This is a genomic window from Streptomyces sp. NPDC046465 (genome assembly GCF_040646035.1).
GTDB lineage: Bacteria > Actinomycetota > Actinomycetes > Streptomycetales > Streptomycetaceae > Streptomyces.
This window is the reverse complement of record NZ_JBEYZK010000015.1, coordinates 49656-66183: the sequence shown is the minus strand read 5'-3', so window position 1 is coordinate 66183 and position 16528 is coordinate 49656. Positions and strand designations below refer to the sequence as shown.

Annotated in this window: 15 protein-coding genes; 7 read left to right on the top strand and 8 right to left on the bottom strand. The window is 71.6% G+C overall.

Translation table 11 applies throughout. The annotated features are described in order from the left end of the window. Window positions 1-9: 9 nt before the first annotated feature. A complete protein-coding gene (locus ABZ953_RS23625; RefSeq protein WP_361727030.1) occupies window positions 10-666 on the top strand; it encodes an MBL fold metallo-hydrolase in 657 nt (218 codons plus the stop codon). A 24-nt stretch (window positions 667-690) separates the two neighbouring features. Here ABZ953_RS23625 and aroQ read toward each other — a convergent pair whose 3' ends face one another. Beyond that, entirely contained in the window at window positions 691-1158 is a 468-nt protein-coding gene (gene aroQ / locus ABZ953_RS23620) for a type II 3-dehydroquinate dehydratase (RefSeq protein WP_361727029.1), read from the bottom strand. 121 nt (window positions 1159-1279) lie between these two features. Between aroQ and ABZ953_RS23615 the strand changes: the two genes are divergently transcribed. After that, window positions 1280-2551, top strand: a complete 1272-nt coding sequence (locus ABZ953_RS23615; protein ID WP_361727363.1) for an MFS transporter — start codon at window positions 1280-1282, stop codon at window positions 2549-2551. A gap of 6 nt (window positions 2552-2557) precedes the next feature. Here ABZ953_RS23615 and ABZ953_RS23610 read toward each other — a convergent pair whose 3' ends face one another. From ABZ953_RS23610 to ABZ953_RS23585, 6 genes are all read right to left on the bottom strand, one after another. Further along, window positions 2558-3658, bottom strand: a complete 1101-nt coding sequence (locus tag ABZ953_RS23610) for an ionic transporter y4hA (protein ID WP_361727027.1) — start codon at window positions 3656-3658, stop codon at window positions 2558-2560. A 90-nt stretch (window positions 3659-3748) separates the two neighbouring features. Next, window positions 3749-4744, bottom strand: coding sequence for a TerC family protein (locus tag ABZ953_RS23605; protein WP_361727025.1), 996 nt, complete (start codon window positions 4742-4744; stop codon window positions 3749-3751). Window positions 4745-4995: 251 nt separating this feature from the next. Continuing rightward, entirely contained in the window at window positions 4996-6924 is a 1929-nt protein-coding gene (locus ABZ953_RS23600) for a TerD family protein (protein ID WP_361727024.1), read from the bottom strand. A gap of 91 nt (window positions 6925-7015) precedes the next feature. After that, the gene (locus ABZ953_RS23595) at window positions 7016-7594 is read right to left on the bottom strand and encodes a TerD family protein (RefSeq protein ID WP_361727022.1); all 579 of its coding nucleotides are present in this window, start codon (window positions 7592-7594) and stop codon (window positions 7016-7018) included. 155 nt (window positions 7595-7749) lie between these two features. Continuing rightward, entirely contained in the window at window positions 7750-9912 is a 2163-nt protein-coding gene (uvrB, locus tag ABZ953_RS23590; RefSeq protein WP_361727021.1) for an excinuclease ABC subunit UvrB, read from the bottom strand. A gap of 80 nt (window positions 9913-9992) precedes the next feature. Further along, entirely contained in the window at window positions 9993-10877 is an 885-nt protein-coding gene (locus tag ABZ953_RS23585; protein WP_361727019.1) for an MHYT domain-containing protein, read from the bottom strand. A 275-nt stretch (window positions 10878-11152) separates the two neighbouring features. Between ABZ953_RS23585 and ABZ953_RS23580 the strand changes: the two genes are divergently transcribed. The 3 genes from ABZ953_RS23580 to ABZ953_RS23570 all read left to right on the top strand — a co-directional run bounded on the left by ABZ953_RS23580 (window position 11153) and on the right by ABZ953_RS23570 (window position 14043). Continuing rightward, window positions 11153-12046, top strand: coding sequence for a glycerophosphodiester phosphodiesterase family protein (locus tag ABZ953_RS23580; protein WP_361727017.1), 894 nt, complete (start codon window positions 11153-11155; stop codon window positions 12044-12046). Window positions 12047-12132: 86 nt separating this feature from the next. Then, the gene (locus tag ABZ953_RS23575) at window positions 12133-12687 is read left to right on the top strand and encodes a methylated-DNA--[protein]-cysteine S-methyltransferase (protein WP_361727015.1); all 555 of its coding nucleotides are present in this window, start codon (window positions 12133-12135) and stop codon (window positions 12685-12687) included. 93 nt (window positions 12688-12780) lie between these two features. After that, on the top strand, window positions 12781-14043 hold the full coding sequence (locus ABZ953_RS23570) for an MFS transporter (RefSeq protein WP_361727014.1): 1263 nt from the start codon (window positions 12781-12783) through the stop codon (window positions 14041-14043). A 44-nt stretch (window positions 14044-14087) separates the two neighbouring features. Here the strand turns inward: ABZ953_RS23570 and ABZ953_RS23565 are convergent, their stop codons facing one another. After that, window positions 14088-14453, bottom strand: a complete 366-nt coding sequence (locus ABZ953_RS23565) for a cupin domain-containing protein (RefSeq protein WP_361727012.1) — start codon at window positions 14451-14453, stop codon at window positions 14088-14090. Between the two features lie 170 nt (window positions 14454-14623). On the opposite strand from ABZ953_RS23565, the gene ABZ953_RS23560 reads away from it, so the two are divergent. Next, entirely contained in the window at window positions 14624-15532 is a 909-nt protein-coding gene (locus ABZ953_RS23560) for a pseudouridine-5'-phosphate glycosidase (protein WP_361727010.1), read from the top strand. Continuing rightward, a complete protein-coding gene (locus tag ABZ953_RS23555) occupies window positions 15529-16482 on the top strand; it encodes a PfkB family carbohydrate kinase (protein WP_361727008.1) in 954 nt (317 codons plus the stop codon). Before ABZ953_RS23560 ends, ABZ953_RS23555 begins: the two co-directional genes overlap by 4 nt. Window positions 16483-16528 lie beyond the last annotated feature (46 nt).

Here is a 16528-nt window from a genome sequence, read left to right as displayed (position 1 = left end):
CTGGCGTACATGACGTACAGCGGAGCGGTGAAGGTCGGCGGCGGCGCGGACGTGCACGAGCTGCAGGACCTGATGATCTCGAAGGTCGCGGTCGGGCCGATGAACAACAACGCCTACCTGTTGCGCTGCCGGACCACCGGCGAGCAGTTGTTGATCGACGCGGCCAACGACGCCGAGACGCTGCTGACGCTGATCGGCGACGACGGCATCGCGTCGGTCGTCACCACGCACCAGCACGGCGACCACTGGCAGGCTCTGGCCGCCGTCGTCGAGGCGACCGGGGCGCGGACGTACGCGGGCCGCGAGGACGCCTCGGGCATCCCCGTCCCGACGGGCGTCCTGGTCGACGACGGCGACACGGTCACGGTCGGCCGCGTCACGCTGACCGCACGCCATCTGGTGGGCCACACCCCGGGCTCGATCGCGCTCGTCTACGACGACCCGCACGGCCACCCGCACGTCTTCACCGGCGACTGCCTCTTCCCGGGCGGCGTCGGCAACACGTGGAAGGACCCGAAGGCCTTCGCGAGCCTCATCGACGACGTCGAGACGAAGATCTTCGGGACGCTGCCGGACGAGACGTGGGTCTACCCGGGCCACGGCGGCGACACGACGCTCGGCGCCGAGCGCCCGCACCTCGCAGAGTGGCGCGAGCGGGGCTGGTGAGGGACAGGGGTACCGGGGTACGCGTCACGCGCCGGCGGCGGCGATCAGCGCCGCCACCCGCTCCACCGCGAACGCGTACCCCTGCACACCGCATCCCGCGATGACACCGTCGGCACGCTGCGATACGTAGCTGTGGTGCCGGAACGCCTCGCGCTGATGGATGTTGGAGACGTGCACCTCCAACACCGGCATCCCGTCACAGGTGTTGAGGGCGTCCAGGATCGCGACGGACGTGTGCGAGTAGGCTGCGGGGTTGATGACGATGCCCGCGTGGTGCTCGCGCGCCTCGTGGATCCAGTCCACCAACTCGCCCTCGTGGTTGCTCTGTCGCAGGTCGACGGTCCCGCCGTGCGCGGCGGCCACCCCGGCGCACAGGGCCTCGACGTCGGCGAGCGTGTCCGAGCCGTAGATCTCGGGCTGGCGCTGCCCGAGCAGGTTCAGGTTCGGGCCGTTCAGGATCATGATCGGGGCGGTGGCGAGGCTGCGCGTCATACGGGAGGTCTATCACGCCCCCCGCGGCACCCCCGCACCACCGCACGCCCCCCGCGACTCCACGTAGCCGATGGTCACTGTGGGTAGTTGACGCACCATGCGCTCAACCGAACCACCCTCACTGCCGCGCCTCGCGGCCGCCTCCCTCGCCGGGACCGCCATCGAGTTCTACGACTTCTTCATCTACGGGACGGCCGCGGCACTGGTCCTTGGACCGCTGTTCTTCCCCACCTTCTCGCCGCTCGCGGGCACCCTCGCCGCCTTCGCGACCTTCGGGGTGGGGTTCGTCGCGCGGCCGCTGGGCTCCGTCCTCTTCGGGCACATCGGCGACCGGCACGGGCGGCGGCCCGTGCTCGTCGGGTCGCTGCTCCTGACCGGCGTCGCCACGGTCGCCGTCGGCTGCGTACCGGCGTACGGATCGATCGGGATCGGCGCTCCCCTGCTGCTCCTGGCGCTGCGTTTCCTGCAGGGCCTCGGGCTCGGCGGTGAGTGGGGCGGCGCCGTGCTGCTCACCGCGGAGCACGCCCCGGCCGAGCGGCGGGGGCTGTGGGCGAGCTTCCCCCAGATCGGTCCCCCGGTCGGCTTCCTGCTGGCCAACGGCATCATGCTGGTCCTTTCGGCGACGCTCACCGACGCGCAGTTCGCGGCCTGGGGGTGGCGCGTGCCGTTCTGGGCGGCGGGCCTGCTCGTGGCGGTGGGACTCGCGCTGCGCTCCTCGCTCGCGGAGAGCCCGGACTTCCTCCGGGTGCGCGGGCACGCCCGCGTGCCGCTCGTCGAAGTGGCGCGCGGGCACTGGAGGCTGGTCCTTCTGACGGCGGGCGCGCTCGCCTTCGGGTACGCGGTGTTCTACGCGGTGACGACGTGGTCCCTCTCCTACGGAGTGGAGCGGCTCGGTGTGAGCCGCACCGTCATGCTGGCCTGCATCATGGCCGCGGTGGTGGTGCTGGGCGTGCTGACGCCGGTGGTGGCCGTGCTCGGCGACCGGTACGGACGGCGGCCGCTGTGCCTGCTCGGCTGTACCGCGTCGGCGCTCTGGATGTTCCCGATGATCGCGTTGTTCTCGACCGGCCAGCCGCTGCTGATGTTCCTCGCGTTCCTGGTGGCGATGGTCGCCTTCATCATGGTGTTCGCCGTGGTCGCCGCGTATCTGCCCGAGCTGTACGAGCCCCGGCTGCGCTGCACGGGCGCCGCGGTCGGCTACAACCTCGGCGGGGTGCTCGGGGGTGCGCTCACCCCGATCGTGGCGACAGCCCTGGCGGCCGGGGACGGGACGCCGTGGGGCGTGGCCGCGTATCTGACGGGCATCGCGCTGCTCAGTCTCGGCTGCTTCGCGCTGCTTCCGGAGACGCGGCCGGTGAGGGTGGCCGACGGTTCGGTGGCCACTACGGGGTGATGGCCACTATGGGTTGATGGCCAGCTCCAGGTAGGCCGCGAACAGCACCAGGTGGACGCCGCCCTGGAGCGGTGTGGCGCGCCCCGGGACGATCGTGAGCGTGCTGACGACCACCGTGAGGGCGAGCAGCACCATGTGCGTCGAGCCGAGGCCGAGCACGAGCGGCCCGGACAGCCACACGGACGCGACGGCGACGGCCGGGATGGTCAGTCCGATGCTGGCCATCGCCGAGCCGAGGGCGAGGTTGAGGCTCGTCTGGACGCGCTCGCGCCGGGTCGCGCGGACGGCCGCGATCGTCTCCGGGAGCAGCACGAGCAGCGCGATGATCACGCCGACCACGGCGTGCGGCATACCGGCGCTCTCGACGCCCGACTCGATCGTCGGGGAGACCCCCTTGGCGAGGCCGACCACGCCGACCAGTGCGAGGGCGAGCAGTCCGAGGCTGGTCAGCGCCTTCCGGGCGGAGGGACCCTCGGCGTGGCTGTCGGCGTCGATGACGTCGCCCTGCCGGGTGAGGGGCAGGAAGTAGTCGCGGTGGCGCACGGTCTGGGTCGTCACGAAGAGGCCGTACAGGATGATCGAGGCGATCGCGGCGAAGGTGAGCTGGGAGGTGGTGAACTCCCCGCCCTCCTTGGTGGTGGTGAAGGTCGGCAGGACCAGGCAGAGCGTGGCCAGGGTGGCGACGGTCGCGAGGGCGGCGCCGGTGCCCTCCGGGTTGAAGACGGCGGTGCGGTGGCGCAGGGCGCCCACCAGGAGGCAGAGCCCGACGATGCCGTTGCAGGTGATCATCACGGCGGCGAAGACGGTGTCCCGCGCGAGGGTGGCGCTCTTGTCGCCGCCGTCGGCCATGAGGGTGACGATCAGCGCCACCTCGATGATCGTCACCGCGACCGCGAGGACGAGGGAGCCGAAGGGTTCGCCCACGCGGTGCGCGATCACCTCGGCGTGGTGGACGGCGGCGAGCACCGCCCCCGCGAGGATCACCGTCACCAGGGCGACGAGCAGGCCTGGCAGGTCCCGCCCCCAGGTGAACGCGAGAAGGACGATCGCGAGGATCGGCACCACGGCAGTCCACTGCATGCCGAGCGCCCGGAGCCGAGTGACCATGACTCGATGCTGCCCCGGGCGCTCGGGTGCCGCGACTCGGTGCCGCCCGCCCGGTGCCGCGCGGGCGGCTGGGGGTGGGCGGCGTGAGGGTCAGGCGTCGATGCTGTCCTTGCGCTGGTCGTCGGCGGCCTCGGCCGCCGCCTGCTCCTGCTTCTTGGAGGCGATGAGGCTGGTGATCGTCGTGATCACCAGGACGCCGCAGATGACGCCGAGCGAGACCGGGATGGAGATCTCGGGGACGTGCACCCCGTTCTCGTGCAGGGCGTGCAGGACGAGCTTCACGCCGATGAAGCCGAGGATCACCGACAGGCCGTAGCTGAGGTGGACCAGCTTCCTGAGGAGGCCGCCGATGAGGAAGTACAGCTGCCGCAGGCCCATCAGGGCGAAGGCGTTGGCGGTGAAGACGATGTACGGGTCCTGGGTGAGGCCGAAGATCGCCGGGATGGAGTCCATCGCGAAGAGCACGTCGGTGGTGCCGATGGCGAGCATGACGACCATGAGCGGCGTCATGATCTTCTTGCCGTTCTTCCGGATGAAGAGCTTCGTGCCCTCGTACCGGTCGGAGACGCCGAACTTCTTCTCGATGGACTTCAGGAGGCGGTTCTCCTCGAACTCCTCCTCCTCGTCGTCGGAGCGCGCCTCCTGGATGAGCTTCCAGGCGGTGTAGATCAGGAACGCGCCGAAGATGTAGAAGACCCACGAGAAGTTGGCGATGACCGCGGCACCGGCGGCGATGAAGATCGCGCGCAGGACCAGGGCGATCAGCACACCGAACAGCAGCACCCGCTGCTGGAGGTGGGAGGGGACCGAGAACTTCGCCATGATCAGGATGAAGACGAAGAGGTTGTCGACGGAGAGCGACTTCTCGGTGACGAAGCCCGCGAAGAACTCGCCGGACGCCTGGCTCTCACCGGCGACCAGCAGGCCGATGCCGAAGAGCGCCGCGAGGACGATCCAGACGACCGTCCAGATTCCGGCTTCCTTGATCGACACGTCATGGGGCTTGCGCCCGATGAAGAAGTCGACCGCGATCAGGGCACACAGACCGAGAACGGTCGTCACCCACAGAGTCATTGAAACGTCCACTGCGCCTCCGGCGTCGTACGGCTACTGATCAGCGTCGTCGCTGCCGGAGGTCTCTTCCACCCGAGGCGGCCGCTGCCGCCGTACGGGCCGACGCCCCGGGACCGATGGCGGTCCGTATTGACGGGTACGTCGCAGTCGGGAGTACTCCCCTCCGCAGGTAGAAGCGTACGCGAAGCACCAAGGTTTGGTAAAGGAGATGGCAAACAAGAGCCAAAAGCCCTGGTCAGGGCAGTACAAAAGTCGCTTTAACGTCAACGACCGCCGTTGCGCCGGGCCGTCGCGACCCGGTCGAGGACCTGCCGCAGGACCTGGCTGCCCTGCGGCATCACCGGCGGATCGTACGTCCACGCGTGGCCGACCCAGGGATCGGCGAGGTGGTCGTCGGGCACCGGCGTCAGCCGCAGCAGCGCGCGCCACAGGGGGTCGAGCAGCGGCCCGTAATCGGCGGCGTCCTCACGGTCGGCGACCATCATGAGGTGGACGCCGACGGCCGGGCCCTCGTCCGCGAGATAGCGCAGCCGCGTCACGGCGCGGTCGTCGAAGCCGTGCGGGAAGTCGTTGACGATCAGGAGCTGCTCGGCGGTGTCCACGTCCGGGGGCAGCGCGTCGGCCGCGCCGCCGCGGACCGCCATCTGGACCAGGTCCACGCGCTGCGTCAGCCTGACGAGTACCTCGGAGACACCGGCCGCACCGGCCGCCGGGGGCCCGGCGAGCACGCCGGAGGCCACCAGTGGTGCGAACGCGTCCGTCGCGGCGCCCGCCGCGTCGATCACGTGCACCTGGAACTCGCCCGCCGGATAGGCCGCGAGCAGCCGCGCCGCGTGCGCGACCGCGGTGTCCACGGCAAGGCGGCGCAGCTCGGCGGGGTCGGTGAAGGAGTTGGTGAGCGCCTTGCCGCTGTCGATCCACATGCCGCGCTCGAGGGGCAGCCGGACGAGCAACGGGATGCGCAGGCCGATGCGCTCGGGGAGGTGGAGATCGCCGAGGCGCAGCGCCATCGGGATCTCCATCGGCGCGCGGTAGGCCTGCCAGACCGGGCTGCTCCACGCCGCGTACGCGGGAGGCAGGGCGGGCTCGACGACGTCGGACTCGGCGGCGAGCTGGGCGAGGTCGCGGTCGAGGGCGGCCCTGGCCTGGCCGACGAGGTCCGCGTGCCGGGCGCGGGCGGTCTCGCGCGCGGCGTCGCCCGTGCCGCCGATGCGGCTGCGCGGGTCGGACAGGACCTTGTCGAGCTCCTGCTCCATGCGGGAGTCGGCGAAGTCGATGGCGCTGCGGTACGCCGCCGTGGTGCGGGCCAGGTCCTCGAACATGCCCCACACCTGGTTGTAGAGCCGCTCCTCCATCGACCAGCCGGTGGCGTCGCCCGCGACGGGCTGGGCGGGCTCCCCGGGCCTGGCCGGGGGCGCGGTGGGCGGCGGCGTCGGCGGCGCGGACGTCCGACGGCTGGGATGGGTGTAGTCGACGGGGCCGCCGCCGCTCTGCGGGCCGGTGGGCGGGGCGGACTGCGGCTGGCCGTGCGGCTGGTTCTGCGGCTGCCCGTGTGCGGGGGCGGTCCGCCCCTGGGCCGCGGTGCGGACGCGGGTGTCGTCGGCGGCGCGGGGCGGCGGCGACGCGGCCACGGAGCGGGCCGCGCCCCTGGCGACCGCGTCGTCGATCGCGCCCGCCAGTTCGCGGGCCTCGGGCAGGCCCTGGTCGGTGAGCATCTCGGCGAGGCCGCCCGCGTACCCCTGGCCGACCGCGCGGACCTTCCAGGCGCTCTGCCTGCGGTAGAGCTCCAGGGCGACGACCGCCGACTCGGCGTCCAGGTCGGTGATGGTGTAGCTGGCGACCTCGGCGCCGTCGAGCGTGGTGACCGCGACGAAGGGGGCGGCGAGGGCGCGGAAACTGGCCGGGTCCCCGGCGCCGACGGGCAGCGCGAGCAGCACGCTGACCCGGTGGACGGTGTCCGGCAGGGCCCCGAGGTCCACGGCGAGACGGTGGTCGGCCGCCGCCTGCTGGGACACCTCCAGGCCCGGCAGGGTGGGCGAGCCGGGGTGGGCCACCCACTCCACGCCCTGGACCCGGCCCCGGTCGTCGCCGAGCGTGGCGCCGGCCACGACCGGGTTGCCCGCCGACACGCGGATCTCCAGGCGGGTCCCGGGTAGCGGGTGGTTCTGCCCTCGCACCAGCTCGGCCGTCATCGCGTTCGTTCCCCCTCAAGGGCTCCCGCGAGCCCCGTACCTCGTACGTACTGCGGACCGGCGTGCCGTCAGGCGCGGTCCATGGGCGTGCTCACAGGTGCGGCAGGATCGACGGCATCAGGTCCTGGAAGGTGCGGCCGTTGGCGGGGTTGCCGATGGCCGTCATCTGCCAGCCCTTGCCCGCGCGGTGGACCTTCGCCATGATCTGCGCGGTGTACTGGCCGCCGCCGTCCAGGGTGTAGCGGGCGAGCTCCTGGCCGTTGGTCTCGTCGACCAGGCGGCAGAAGGCGTTCTGCACCTCCTGGAAGGTCTGGCCGGTGAAGGAGTTCACGGTGAAGACGATCTGGTCGATGTGGACGGGAACCCGCTGGAGGTCGACGAGGATCGCCTCGTCGTCGCCGCCCTTGCCGACGCCGCCCACGAGGTTGTCGCCGGTGTGCCGCACCGAGCCGTCGTCGCTGACCAGGTGACGGAAGAAGACGACGTCGAGCGGCTGCTTGTCCGCGAACAGCACCGCCGAGGCGTCCAGGTCGACCTCTCGGGTGCGCGAGCCGAACAGGCCACGGCGCGGGGCCGCCTGCCACCCCAGTCCCATGCGCACCGCGGTCAGGGCGCCCCCGTCGTCCTTCTGCAGGCTGATGGCCTGACCCTTGGTCATGTTGACCGTCACGCGCTGTCCCCTCTCGAGCTGCCTGGGCAACCGCCTCTTGCGGTTGCCCAGCACCCTATGCAGTGCGACCTGCGGAACCGCACTCCGGGCAGCACTTTGTGGCGGCTTTGCAACAGACCGCGCAGTACGCCGTTTCCCCTGCCCCGGGGTTGGTTCTAGGCCTGGCCGGCCTCCCTCATCTGACGGAGCTCCTTCTTCATCTCGGACACCTCGTCGCGCAGTCGGGCGGCGATCTCGAACTGCAGGTCGGCGGCGGCTCCGCGCATGCGCTCGGTCATCTCCTCGATCTGCTCGGCCAGTTCGGCCGCGGGACGGTTCGTCGGGACGGTCTCGGCGCCCTTCTTGCCCTTCGCCTTGGTCTTGGCGGGCGCGGCCGCCTTGCCTGCCTTGGCCGTCTCGCCGCCGAGCGAGGGCACCGGGGCCTTGGCGCCCTTGCCCGCCTTCGGGTTGCGGTAGTCGGAGCCGAGGAGCTGCTCGGTGTCGACCTCTTCGCGCGCGATCGCCGACACGATGTCGTTGATCTTCTTACGGAGGGGCTGCGGGTCGATGCCCCGCTCCGTGTTGTACGCGATCTGCTTCTCCCGGCGGCGGTTGGTCTCGTCGATGGCCTTCTCCATCGCCGGGGTGATCTTGTCCGCGTACATATGGACCTGACCGGAGACGTTGCGCGCGGCGCGGCCGATGGTCTGGATCAGGGAGGTCCCGGAGCGCAGGAAGCCCTCCTTGTCGGCGTCGAGGATCGCCACCAGGGAGACCTCGGGCAGGTCGAGGCCCTCACGGAGGAGGTTGATGCCGACCAGGACGTCGTACTCACCGGCCCGCAGTTCGCGCAGGAGCTCGACGCGGCGCAGGGTGTCGACGTCGCTGTGCAGATAGCGGACCTGAATGCCCAGTTCGAGGAAGTAGTCGGTGAGGTCCTCGGCCATCTTCTTGGTGAGGGTGGTGACCAGGACGCGCTCGTCCTTCTCGGTGCGCGTGCGGATCTCGTGCACCAGGTCGTCGATCTGGCCCTCGGTGGGCTTGACGACGACCTCGGGGTCGACGAGGCCGGTGGGGCGGATGATCTGCTCGACGAAGCCGTCGCCGCGCGAGAGCTCGTACTTCCCGGGGGTCGCCGAGAGGTAGACCGTCTGTCCGATGCGGCCGAGGAACTCCTCCCACTTCAGCGGGCGGTTGTCCAGGGCGGACGGCAGCCGGAAGCCGTGGTCGACGAGGGTGCGCTTGCGGGAGGCGTCGCCCTCGTACATCGCGCCGATCTGGGGGACCGTGACGTGCGACTCGTCCAGGACGAGGAGGAAGTCCTCGGGGAAGTAGTCGATGAGCGTGTGGGGCGCCGTGCCCGGAGCGCGGTCGTCGAAGTGCATCGAGTAGTTCTCGATGCCGGAGCAGGAGCCGATCTGGCGGAGCATCTCCAGGTCGTACGTGGTGCGCATGCGCAGGCGCTGGGCCTCCAGCATCTTGCCCTGCTTCTCCAGCTCGGCGAGGCGCTCGGCGAGCTCCTTCTCGATGCCGTTGATCGCCTTCTCCATGCGCTCCGGGCCCGCCACGTAGTGCGAGGCCGGGAAGATGTAGAGGTGGTCGTCGTCGCTGATGACCTCGCCGGTGAGCGGGTGGAGGGTGGAGAGCGCCTCGATCTCGTCACCGAACATCTCGATGCGGACGGCCAGCTCTTCATAGACCGGGAAGATCTCGATGGTGTCGCCGCGGACCCGGAAGGTGCCGCGGGTGAACGCCAGGTCGTTGCGCGTGTACTGGATGTCGACGAAGCGGCGCAGGAGCTGGTCGCGGTCGATCTCCTCGCCGACCTTGAGCGACACCATGCGGTCCACGTACTCCTGGGGGGTGCCGAGGCCGTAGATGCAGGAGACGGAGGCGACCACGATCACGTCGCGCCGGGTGAGCAGCGAGTTCGTCGCGGAGTGGCGCAGGCGCTCGACCTCCTCGTTGATCGAGGAGTCCTTCTCGATGTAGGTGTCCGACTGCGGGACGTACGCCTCGGGCTGGTAGTAGTCGTAGTACGAGACGAAGTACTCCACCGCGTTGTTCGGCAGGAGTTCGCGGAACTCGTTCGCCAGCTGGGCGGCCAGCGTCTTGTTCGGCGCCATCACCAGGGTGGGGCGCTGGAGCTTCTCGATCATCCACGCGGTGGTGGCCGACTTGCCGGTGCCGGTCGCGCCGAGGAGGACGACATCCTTCTCACCTGCGCGGATACGTCGTTCGAGCTCGGCGATGGCCGCCGGCTGGTCACCGCTGGGCTGGTACGGACTGACGACCTCGAAGGGTGCCACCGTGCGTTCGATCTTGGATACGGGCCGCATGGAATCCACCGTACGACCCACCACTGACAACCGGGCCGGATCAGCCGCTCAATGGCCTCTTGCGCCCCGCTCGGGTCGGCTCACCAGTTCTGCGGGGTGCGGGAGCCGGGGCGGGTGCGGGGGCGGGGCCGGGTCCGGCGGCGGGCGGGCGGCACGTGGCGGTCGCCGGAGCGGGGGACGGGGTAGGACTGCCGGGTGCGGCCGCCGTTCGCCGGGTTCCTGACGTCGGCCTGGCCGCCCATCACCATGAGCGGGTCGAACATCACGATCACGCCCGCCAGGAGCAGGAAGGCGAGCGGCCCGATCATCATCGGCGCGAGGATCTCGGCGGGCGAGTCGCCGGGCGGCGCGGCGTCCGAGCCGTGCAGGTGGACGCTGAGCCCCGCCATGCCCATGTAGTGCATGCCGCTCACGGCCAGGCCCATGACGAGGCTCGCGCCCAGGCTCCACACGAAGCCCCTGACCTGCCCGGCCGCCCAGAGCGCGGCGGTCGCGGCGACCATGGCGATCACCACGGAGGCGGCGACGGTCAGGGTGTTGTACTCCAGCGTCCCGCGAAGACGCATACCGGCCATTCCCAGGTAGTGCATGGAGGCGACGCCGAGACCCGTCACCGTGCCGCCGGTGAAGAGGGCTGTGCCGGTCGCGCCGCGGTAGCCGACGATGAAGATCCCGATGCCGACCATGAGGATGGCGACGGCGAGGCTCGCGAAGGTCAGCGCCTTGTCGTAGTGGATCGGGGCCTCCTCCACGGTGAAGCCCATCATCGCCACGAAGTGCATGGTCCAGATCCCGGACCCGATCGCGGCCGAGCCGAGCGCCAGCCAGCCGGGCCGCCAGGAGTGTGCGACGAGCAGTGATCTGGTCGTGCAGCGCAGTCCGAGCGCCCCTCCCAGACAGGCCATGACGTAGGCCACCACCGGTGTGACGACTCCGTAGCTGAACCCGTCGACCGTGCCCTGCATGCGCGGTAGCCCTTCCGCCTGTTGTGACCAAAAGCCCTGAAAACGTTCCATACACCCCCGGTCGGCGGCCATCTGAAAGGCCGTCGGCTGAGGCAGAGAGTAAAGCTCACGCCGGAACGCACGAACGATTTTCCGGCAAAGAATCGCGTTCCCCACGCGCGGGGTCCTCGACTTTGACGGCTTCGTTCAACCTGTGGCCATCCTGCACCTGTCTCCCGTTGGCCGCTGACTGTCACTCTCGACCGGTCCGCGATCTCACGACGCGAGGAGTACCCGTGTACGCACGCGCTGCCGCCACCACTGTCGCCCTCCTCGGAGCAGGTGCGCTCGTCCTGCCCACCGCCTCCGCCACCGCGCGGCCCCACCCGGCATCGAGCGCCGCCGAGCACCACAGCCCCGTGGTCGTCGCCCACCGCGGCGCCTCCGCCTACGCGCCCGAGAACACGTTCGCGGCGATAGACAAGGCCCGCGACATGGGCTTCCGGTGGGTGGAGAACGACGTCCAGCGAACCAAGGACGGCGAGCTGGTGATCGTGCACGACGACACCCTGAAGCGGACGACGAACGTCGAGGAGGTCTACCCCGACCGGGCCCCGTGGAAGGTCTCGGACTTCACCGCGGCGGAGATCGCCAAGCTCGACGCGGGCAGCTGGTTCAGTAAGAAGTACGCCGGTCAGCGCGTGCCGACGCTGAAGCAGTACATGCGGCGGGTGTCGCACAACCACCAGAAGCTGGTCTTCGAGTTCAAGAAGCCCGAGCTGTACCCGGGCATCGAGAAGCAGGGCCTGCGGGTCCTGCGCGACACGGGCTGGCTCGACAAGCACCACGTCAAGAGCAAGCTGGTCATCCAGAGCTTCAGCGCGGACAGTGTGAAGACCGTGCACGCCCTGCGGCCCGATGTGAAGACCGGCTTCCTCGGCACGCCCGCGGTCGCCGAGCTGCCCGCGTACGCGCGGTTCGCCGATCAGATCAACGCCTCGCACACCACCATCTCGGCCGGTTACGTCTCCGCGCTGCACGCCGTGAAGGGGCCGCACGGCAAGCCGCTGGAGATCTTCACGTGGACCGTCAACGACGCCCCGAGCACGGTGCGCGCGGCGGGCTTCGGCGTGGACGGGATCATCACCAATACGCCCGACGTCGTGCGCAGGGCGCTGCGCGACAGCTGACGCGCGGCCCACTTCCCGGCGGCCCCTTCCCGGCGGCCCCTTCCCGGCCGGTCGCGTTGTCAGTGGCCGCCCGTACCGTGGTCGGCATGAACGCCACTGCGCAGGACCAGCGTGCCGCCGTGTGGACCGTCGTCGACAGCGACATCGGCCCGCTGCTGCTCGCCGCGACCGGCGAAGGCCTGGTCACCGTGGTCTTCCACGCCACCGACGCGGTACGGACGAAGGCCCTGGACCGGCTCGGCTCCCGACTGGGCGCCGAGCCGGTCCACGCGCCGGACTCGCCCCTGCTCGCCGAGCCGATACGCCAGTTCGCGGAGTACTTCGCGGCCGGGCGGCGCGACTTCGAGCTGCCGCTCGACTGGTCCCTGATCTCCGGATTCAACCGCCAGGTGCTGCGCGAGCTCCTCTCCGGCGTGCCGTACGGCTCAGTGGTGGGCTATGGAGACCTGGCCCGCCGCGTCGGCCAGCCGGGCGCGGCCCAGGCCGTGGGCCTCGCGATGGGCGCCAACCCGCTGCCGGTCGTGGTGCCCTGCCACCGCGTGGTGGAGCGCGACGGCGGAATCGGCGGCTTCGGGGGCGGCCTGGAGACCAAGCGCCACCTGCTCGCCCTGGAGGGGGTGCTTCCGCAGCCGCTGTTCTGACCGGAGCCCCGTTCCGGATCTGCCCCGGAGCCCCGTTCCGGGGCAGACCCGGAGCCCTGTTCCGGGCGGGCGACGCCCTGGCACACTGCGTCAGTGACTTCGACCGTCGACGCCCCTGACATACCCACGCCGGAGGCGCTGCCCGCCCTGCGCCGTCGTACGAACGCGGTACTGATCGCCGGCCAGATACTGGGCGGCCTCGGAGTGCCGATCGGCATCACCCTGGCTCCGGCCCTCGCGACCGACGTGAGCGGGACGGAGGCGCTGTCCGGCCTCGCGTCGACCGCTTCCGTGGCGGGCACGGCCGTGCTCTCGCTGCCGCTCGCCGCGCTCATGAACACGCGCGGGCGGCGTGCGGGACTCGTCCTCGCCTATGTGATCGGCGCACTGGGCGCGGGGCTCGTCGTGCTCGCCTCGGTCGCTGGCAGCTTCCCCCTGCTGCTGCTCGGCATGGCTGCCTACGGGGCGGGCTCACTGGCCACGCTGCAGGCGCGGTTCGCGGCGGCCGACCTCGTCGAGCCCGACCGGCGCGGGCGGGCCATCGCGCACGTCATCTGGGCCACGACCATCGGCTCCGTCCTCGGCCCGAACATCTCGGCGCCGGCCAGCCGCGTCTTCACCGACACCGCCATCTCCGAGGAGGCCGGTCCCTTCCTCTTCGCCGCCGGGATCTTCGCGGTCGCCGCGCTGGTGGTGGCGGTGCTGCTGCGGCCCGACCCGCTGCTCACGGCCCGCGCGCTGGCCCCGCAGGAGAGCGGCTCCGCGCAGAGCCGCTCGCTGAAGGCCGGTATCGCCGCGGTGGCCGCATCGCCGATGGCCCGTCTCGCCCTGGTGACGGTGGCCGCCTCGCACACGGTGATGGTCTCGATCATGGTGATGACCCCCGTCGACCTGGGGCACCACGGCGCGAGCCTGCAACTGATCGGCCTGGTCATCAGCGGCCACATCGCGGGCATGTACGCGTTCTCGCCGGTCATGGGGTGGCTCGCCGACCGGTTCGGCCGACTCTCCGTGATCGGCCTCGCGGTGGGGCTGCTCTGCTGCGCCGCGCTGCTCGCCGGCACCGCGGGGGCGAGCCACGGCCAGACGGCAGCGGGCCTCTTCGTCCTCGGCCTCGGCTGGTCCGCGGGCCTGGTCTCCGGCTCCGCGCTGCTCACCGACTCGGTGCCGCAGCCCGCCCGGGCCGCCGTGCAGGGCCTGTCGGACCTGACGATGAACGCGGCGGCGGGCATCGGCGGCGCCGCGGCGGGCCTGATCGTGGCGCGGGCGAGCTACGGCTGGCTCAACCTCGTCGGCGTCTGCGTGCTGCTGCCGATGGCCGCGCTCGCGGTCCGCAGGGCGGTCAAGAAGGCCTGACCGCGCGGCGCGGGCGGGGCTCACGTACTTCCCGATACAGGATCTCAGGGAAGCGTGATGTGGTACGCCTTGCGCAGCGTCTCGTGGACGGTCCAGGTGGTGCGGTCGCCCTCGCGCAGCACGGCGGCGTCGCCCGGACCGATCTCCAGGGTGTCGCCGCCCTCGACCTCGACGGTGGCGCGGCCGCTGACGACCACGAAGAGCTCGTTGGCCTCGGTGTCGGTGACCACACCCGGCGTGATCTGCCAGATGCCGCGCACCTGCTTACCGTCGGCGGACTCCCAGAGCACCTTGCCGGTCACCACCGGGTCGCCGGAGACGATCTGCGCCGGGTCGAGCGGCTCGGCCTCCAGCTCAACGTCCGGAATGTGCACGGCAAAAGACGCAACAGTCTGATCATTCGTGGTCATGGCCGGTCACCCTAGCCGGGGGCCGGGCGACCCCTCGGCGGGGGGCACGTTCGTCTCCACCATTCGTCTCCAGGCCCTCCATGGGTTTGACGGGGCGCGCGGCCCGCCAGGGATGAGGGGGACGGGGGACCCGACAGGACCGTCAGACCCGACAGGCAGGAGGCAGGCCCGTGCTGGTGGTGTCCGACGAGGTGCAGACGGCTGTCGCGGAGCGGCGCCCCGTGGTGGCCCTGGAGTCCACGATCATCGCGCACGGCCTTCCGCGCCCGCGCAACCTCCAGGTGGCCGAGGAACTCGAAGCGCTCGTACGGGACGAGGGCGCCGTACCCGCGACGATCGCCGTCCTGGACGGCGTCCCGCATGTCGGCCTGGACAAGGAGCAGTTGGACCGGGTCGCGAACGAGGACGGCATCCGAAAACTGGGCCACCGCGATCTGCCGCTCGCCGTCGCGACGGGCGCGAGCGGCGCGACGACGGTCTCGGCGACGGCACTGCTCGCCGCGCGCGCGGGCGTACGGGTCTTCGCCACGGGCGGGCTCGGCGGAGTGCACCGGCAGTGGACACGGGCGCAGGACGAGTCGGCCGACCTGGGGTTGCTCGCCCGCACCAGGATCACGGTGGTCTGCGCGGGCGTGAAGTCGATACTCGACGTACCGGCGACGCTGGAGCGCCTGGAGACGCTGGGCGTCGCGGTCGCGGGGTTCGGGACCGACCGCTTCCCGGGCTTCTACCTCGCCGACTCCGGCCACCCGGTGGACTGGACGCTGCGCACGCCGGACGAGGCCGCCGAGGTGATGCGCGGTCAGGACGCGCTCGGCGGCCCCGAGTCGGCGCTGATCGTGGCCAACCCGGTCCCCCGGGGCGAGCAGCTCGAACCCGCCCTCCACGCGCGCGTGCTCGCCGAAGCCCTTGAGGAGTGCGAGGAGCGGGGCATCACGGGGCAGGCCATCACGCCGTTCCTGCTGGAGCAGCTCGTACGGGGCACCGGAGGCGCGTCCCTTGAGGCCAACCTCGCCGCGGTCCGCGGCAACGCGCGCCTCGCGGGACGGATCGCGACGGCCTGGGCCACCGGACGGTGAGGGCGCGGAGCGGTGGCCCGGCCGAGGGAACGGGCGGGCGTCCCGGTGCCCTGCTGGTGGTCGGCGACGTCGTGACGGACATCGTGGCCCGGCACCGCAGGTCACTCGCGCCCGGCACCGACACGGCCGCCGCCATCCGTACCGTGCCGGGCGGCGCGGGCGCCAACGTCGCCTGCTGGGCGGCGCATCGGGGCCGGGCGGACGTACGGCTCCTCGGCCGGGTCGGCGCCGACGCGGCGGCGTGGCACGAGGCCGCGCTCACGCGCGCGGGTGTGCGGCCACGCCTCGTCGTCGATGCCGAGGCGCCGACGGGGACGGTGATCTGCCTGGTGGACGGGGGCGCGGGGGCCGAGCGCACGTTCCTCACGGACAGCGGTGCCGCGCTGCGGCTCTCCCCCGCCGACTGGTCGCCCGACCTGCTCGACGGCGTGGCGCTGCTGCACCTGTCCGGCTACCTGTTCTTCACCGAGCCGAGCCGGGCGACCGCTCGCGCCGCGCTGGCGGCGGCCCGCGCGCGGGGGGTGCCGGTGACCGTGGATCCCGCGTCGGCGGGGTTCCTCGCGGAGACGGGCGTGGAGCGGTTCCTCTCGGCGGTGGACGGGGTGGCCGCGCTGCTGCCGAGCCGGGACGAGGCGGAGCTGCTCACCGGGCTGCCCGACCCGGCGGACGCGGCGTCGAAGCTGAGTCACCGCTTCCCGGCCGTGGTGGTCAAGCTCGGCGCCGAGGGGGCGTTGGTGGCGCGGGACGGGCAGGTCCTCGGCCGGGTCCTCGCGGAGCCCGCGCGGGTGCGTGACTCGACGGGGGCGGGCGACGCGTTCACCGGCGCGTTCCTCGCCGCACGCCTTGGCGGCGCGGGGCTCTGCGAGGCGGCGGCACAGGGGTGCGGGGCGGGGGCGCGGGCCGTGGAGCAGATCGGCGGCAGGCCACCGGCCCCGCCCGCGGTGGCATGACGCCGAGCGGGCGGGCCCGCCCACGGATCGCCGACGGATCGCCCAG

Excerpts from the sequence above, each read along its gene's own strand:
- ABZ953_RS23625 (WP_361727030.1), top strand. The coding sequence starts at position 10 with ATGACGTACAGCGGAGCGGTGAAGGTCGGCGGCGGCGCGGACGTGCAC.
- aroQ (WP_361727029.1), bottom strand. The coding sequence starts at position 1,158 with ATGACGCGCAGCCTCGCCACCGCCCCGATCATGATCCTGAACGGCCCG.
- ABZ953_RS23610 (WP_361727027.1), bottom strand. The coding sequence starts at position 3,658 with ATGGTCACTCGGCTCCGGGCGCTCGGCATGCAGTGGACTGCCGTGGTG.
- ABZ953_RS23600 (WP_361727024.1), bottom strand. The coding sequence starts at position 6,924 with ATGACGGCCGAGCTGGTGCGAGGGCAGAACCACCCGCTACCCGGGACC.
- uvrB (WP_361727021.1), bottom strand. The coding sequence starts at position 9,912 with ATGCGGCCCGTATCCAAGATCGAACGCACGGTGGCACCCTTCGAGGTC.
- ABZ953_RS23585 (WP_361727019.1), bottom strand. The coding sequence starts at position 10,877 with ATGCAGGGCACGGTCGACGGGTTCAGCTACGGAGTCGTCACACCGGTG.
- ABZ953_RS23575 (WP_361727015.1), top strand. The coding sequence starts at position 12,133 with ATGAACGCCACTGCGCAGGACCAGCGTGCCGCCGTGTGGACCGTCGTC.
- ABZ953_RS23565 (WP_361727012.1), bottom strand. The coding sequence starts at position 14,453 with ATGACCACGAATGATCAGACTGTTGCGTCTTTTGCCGTGCACATTCCG.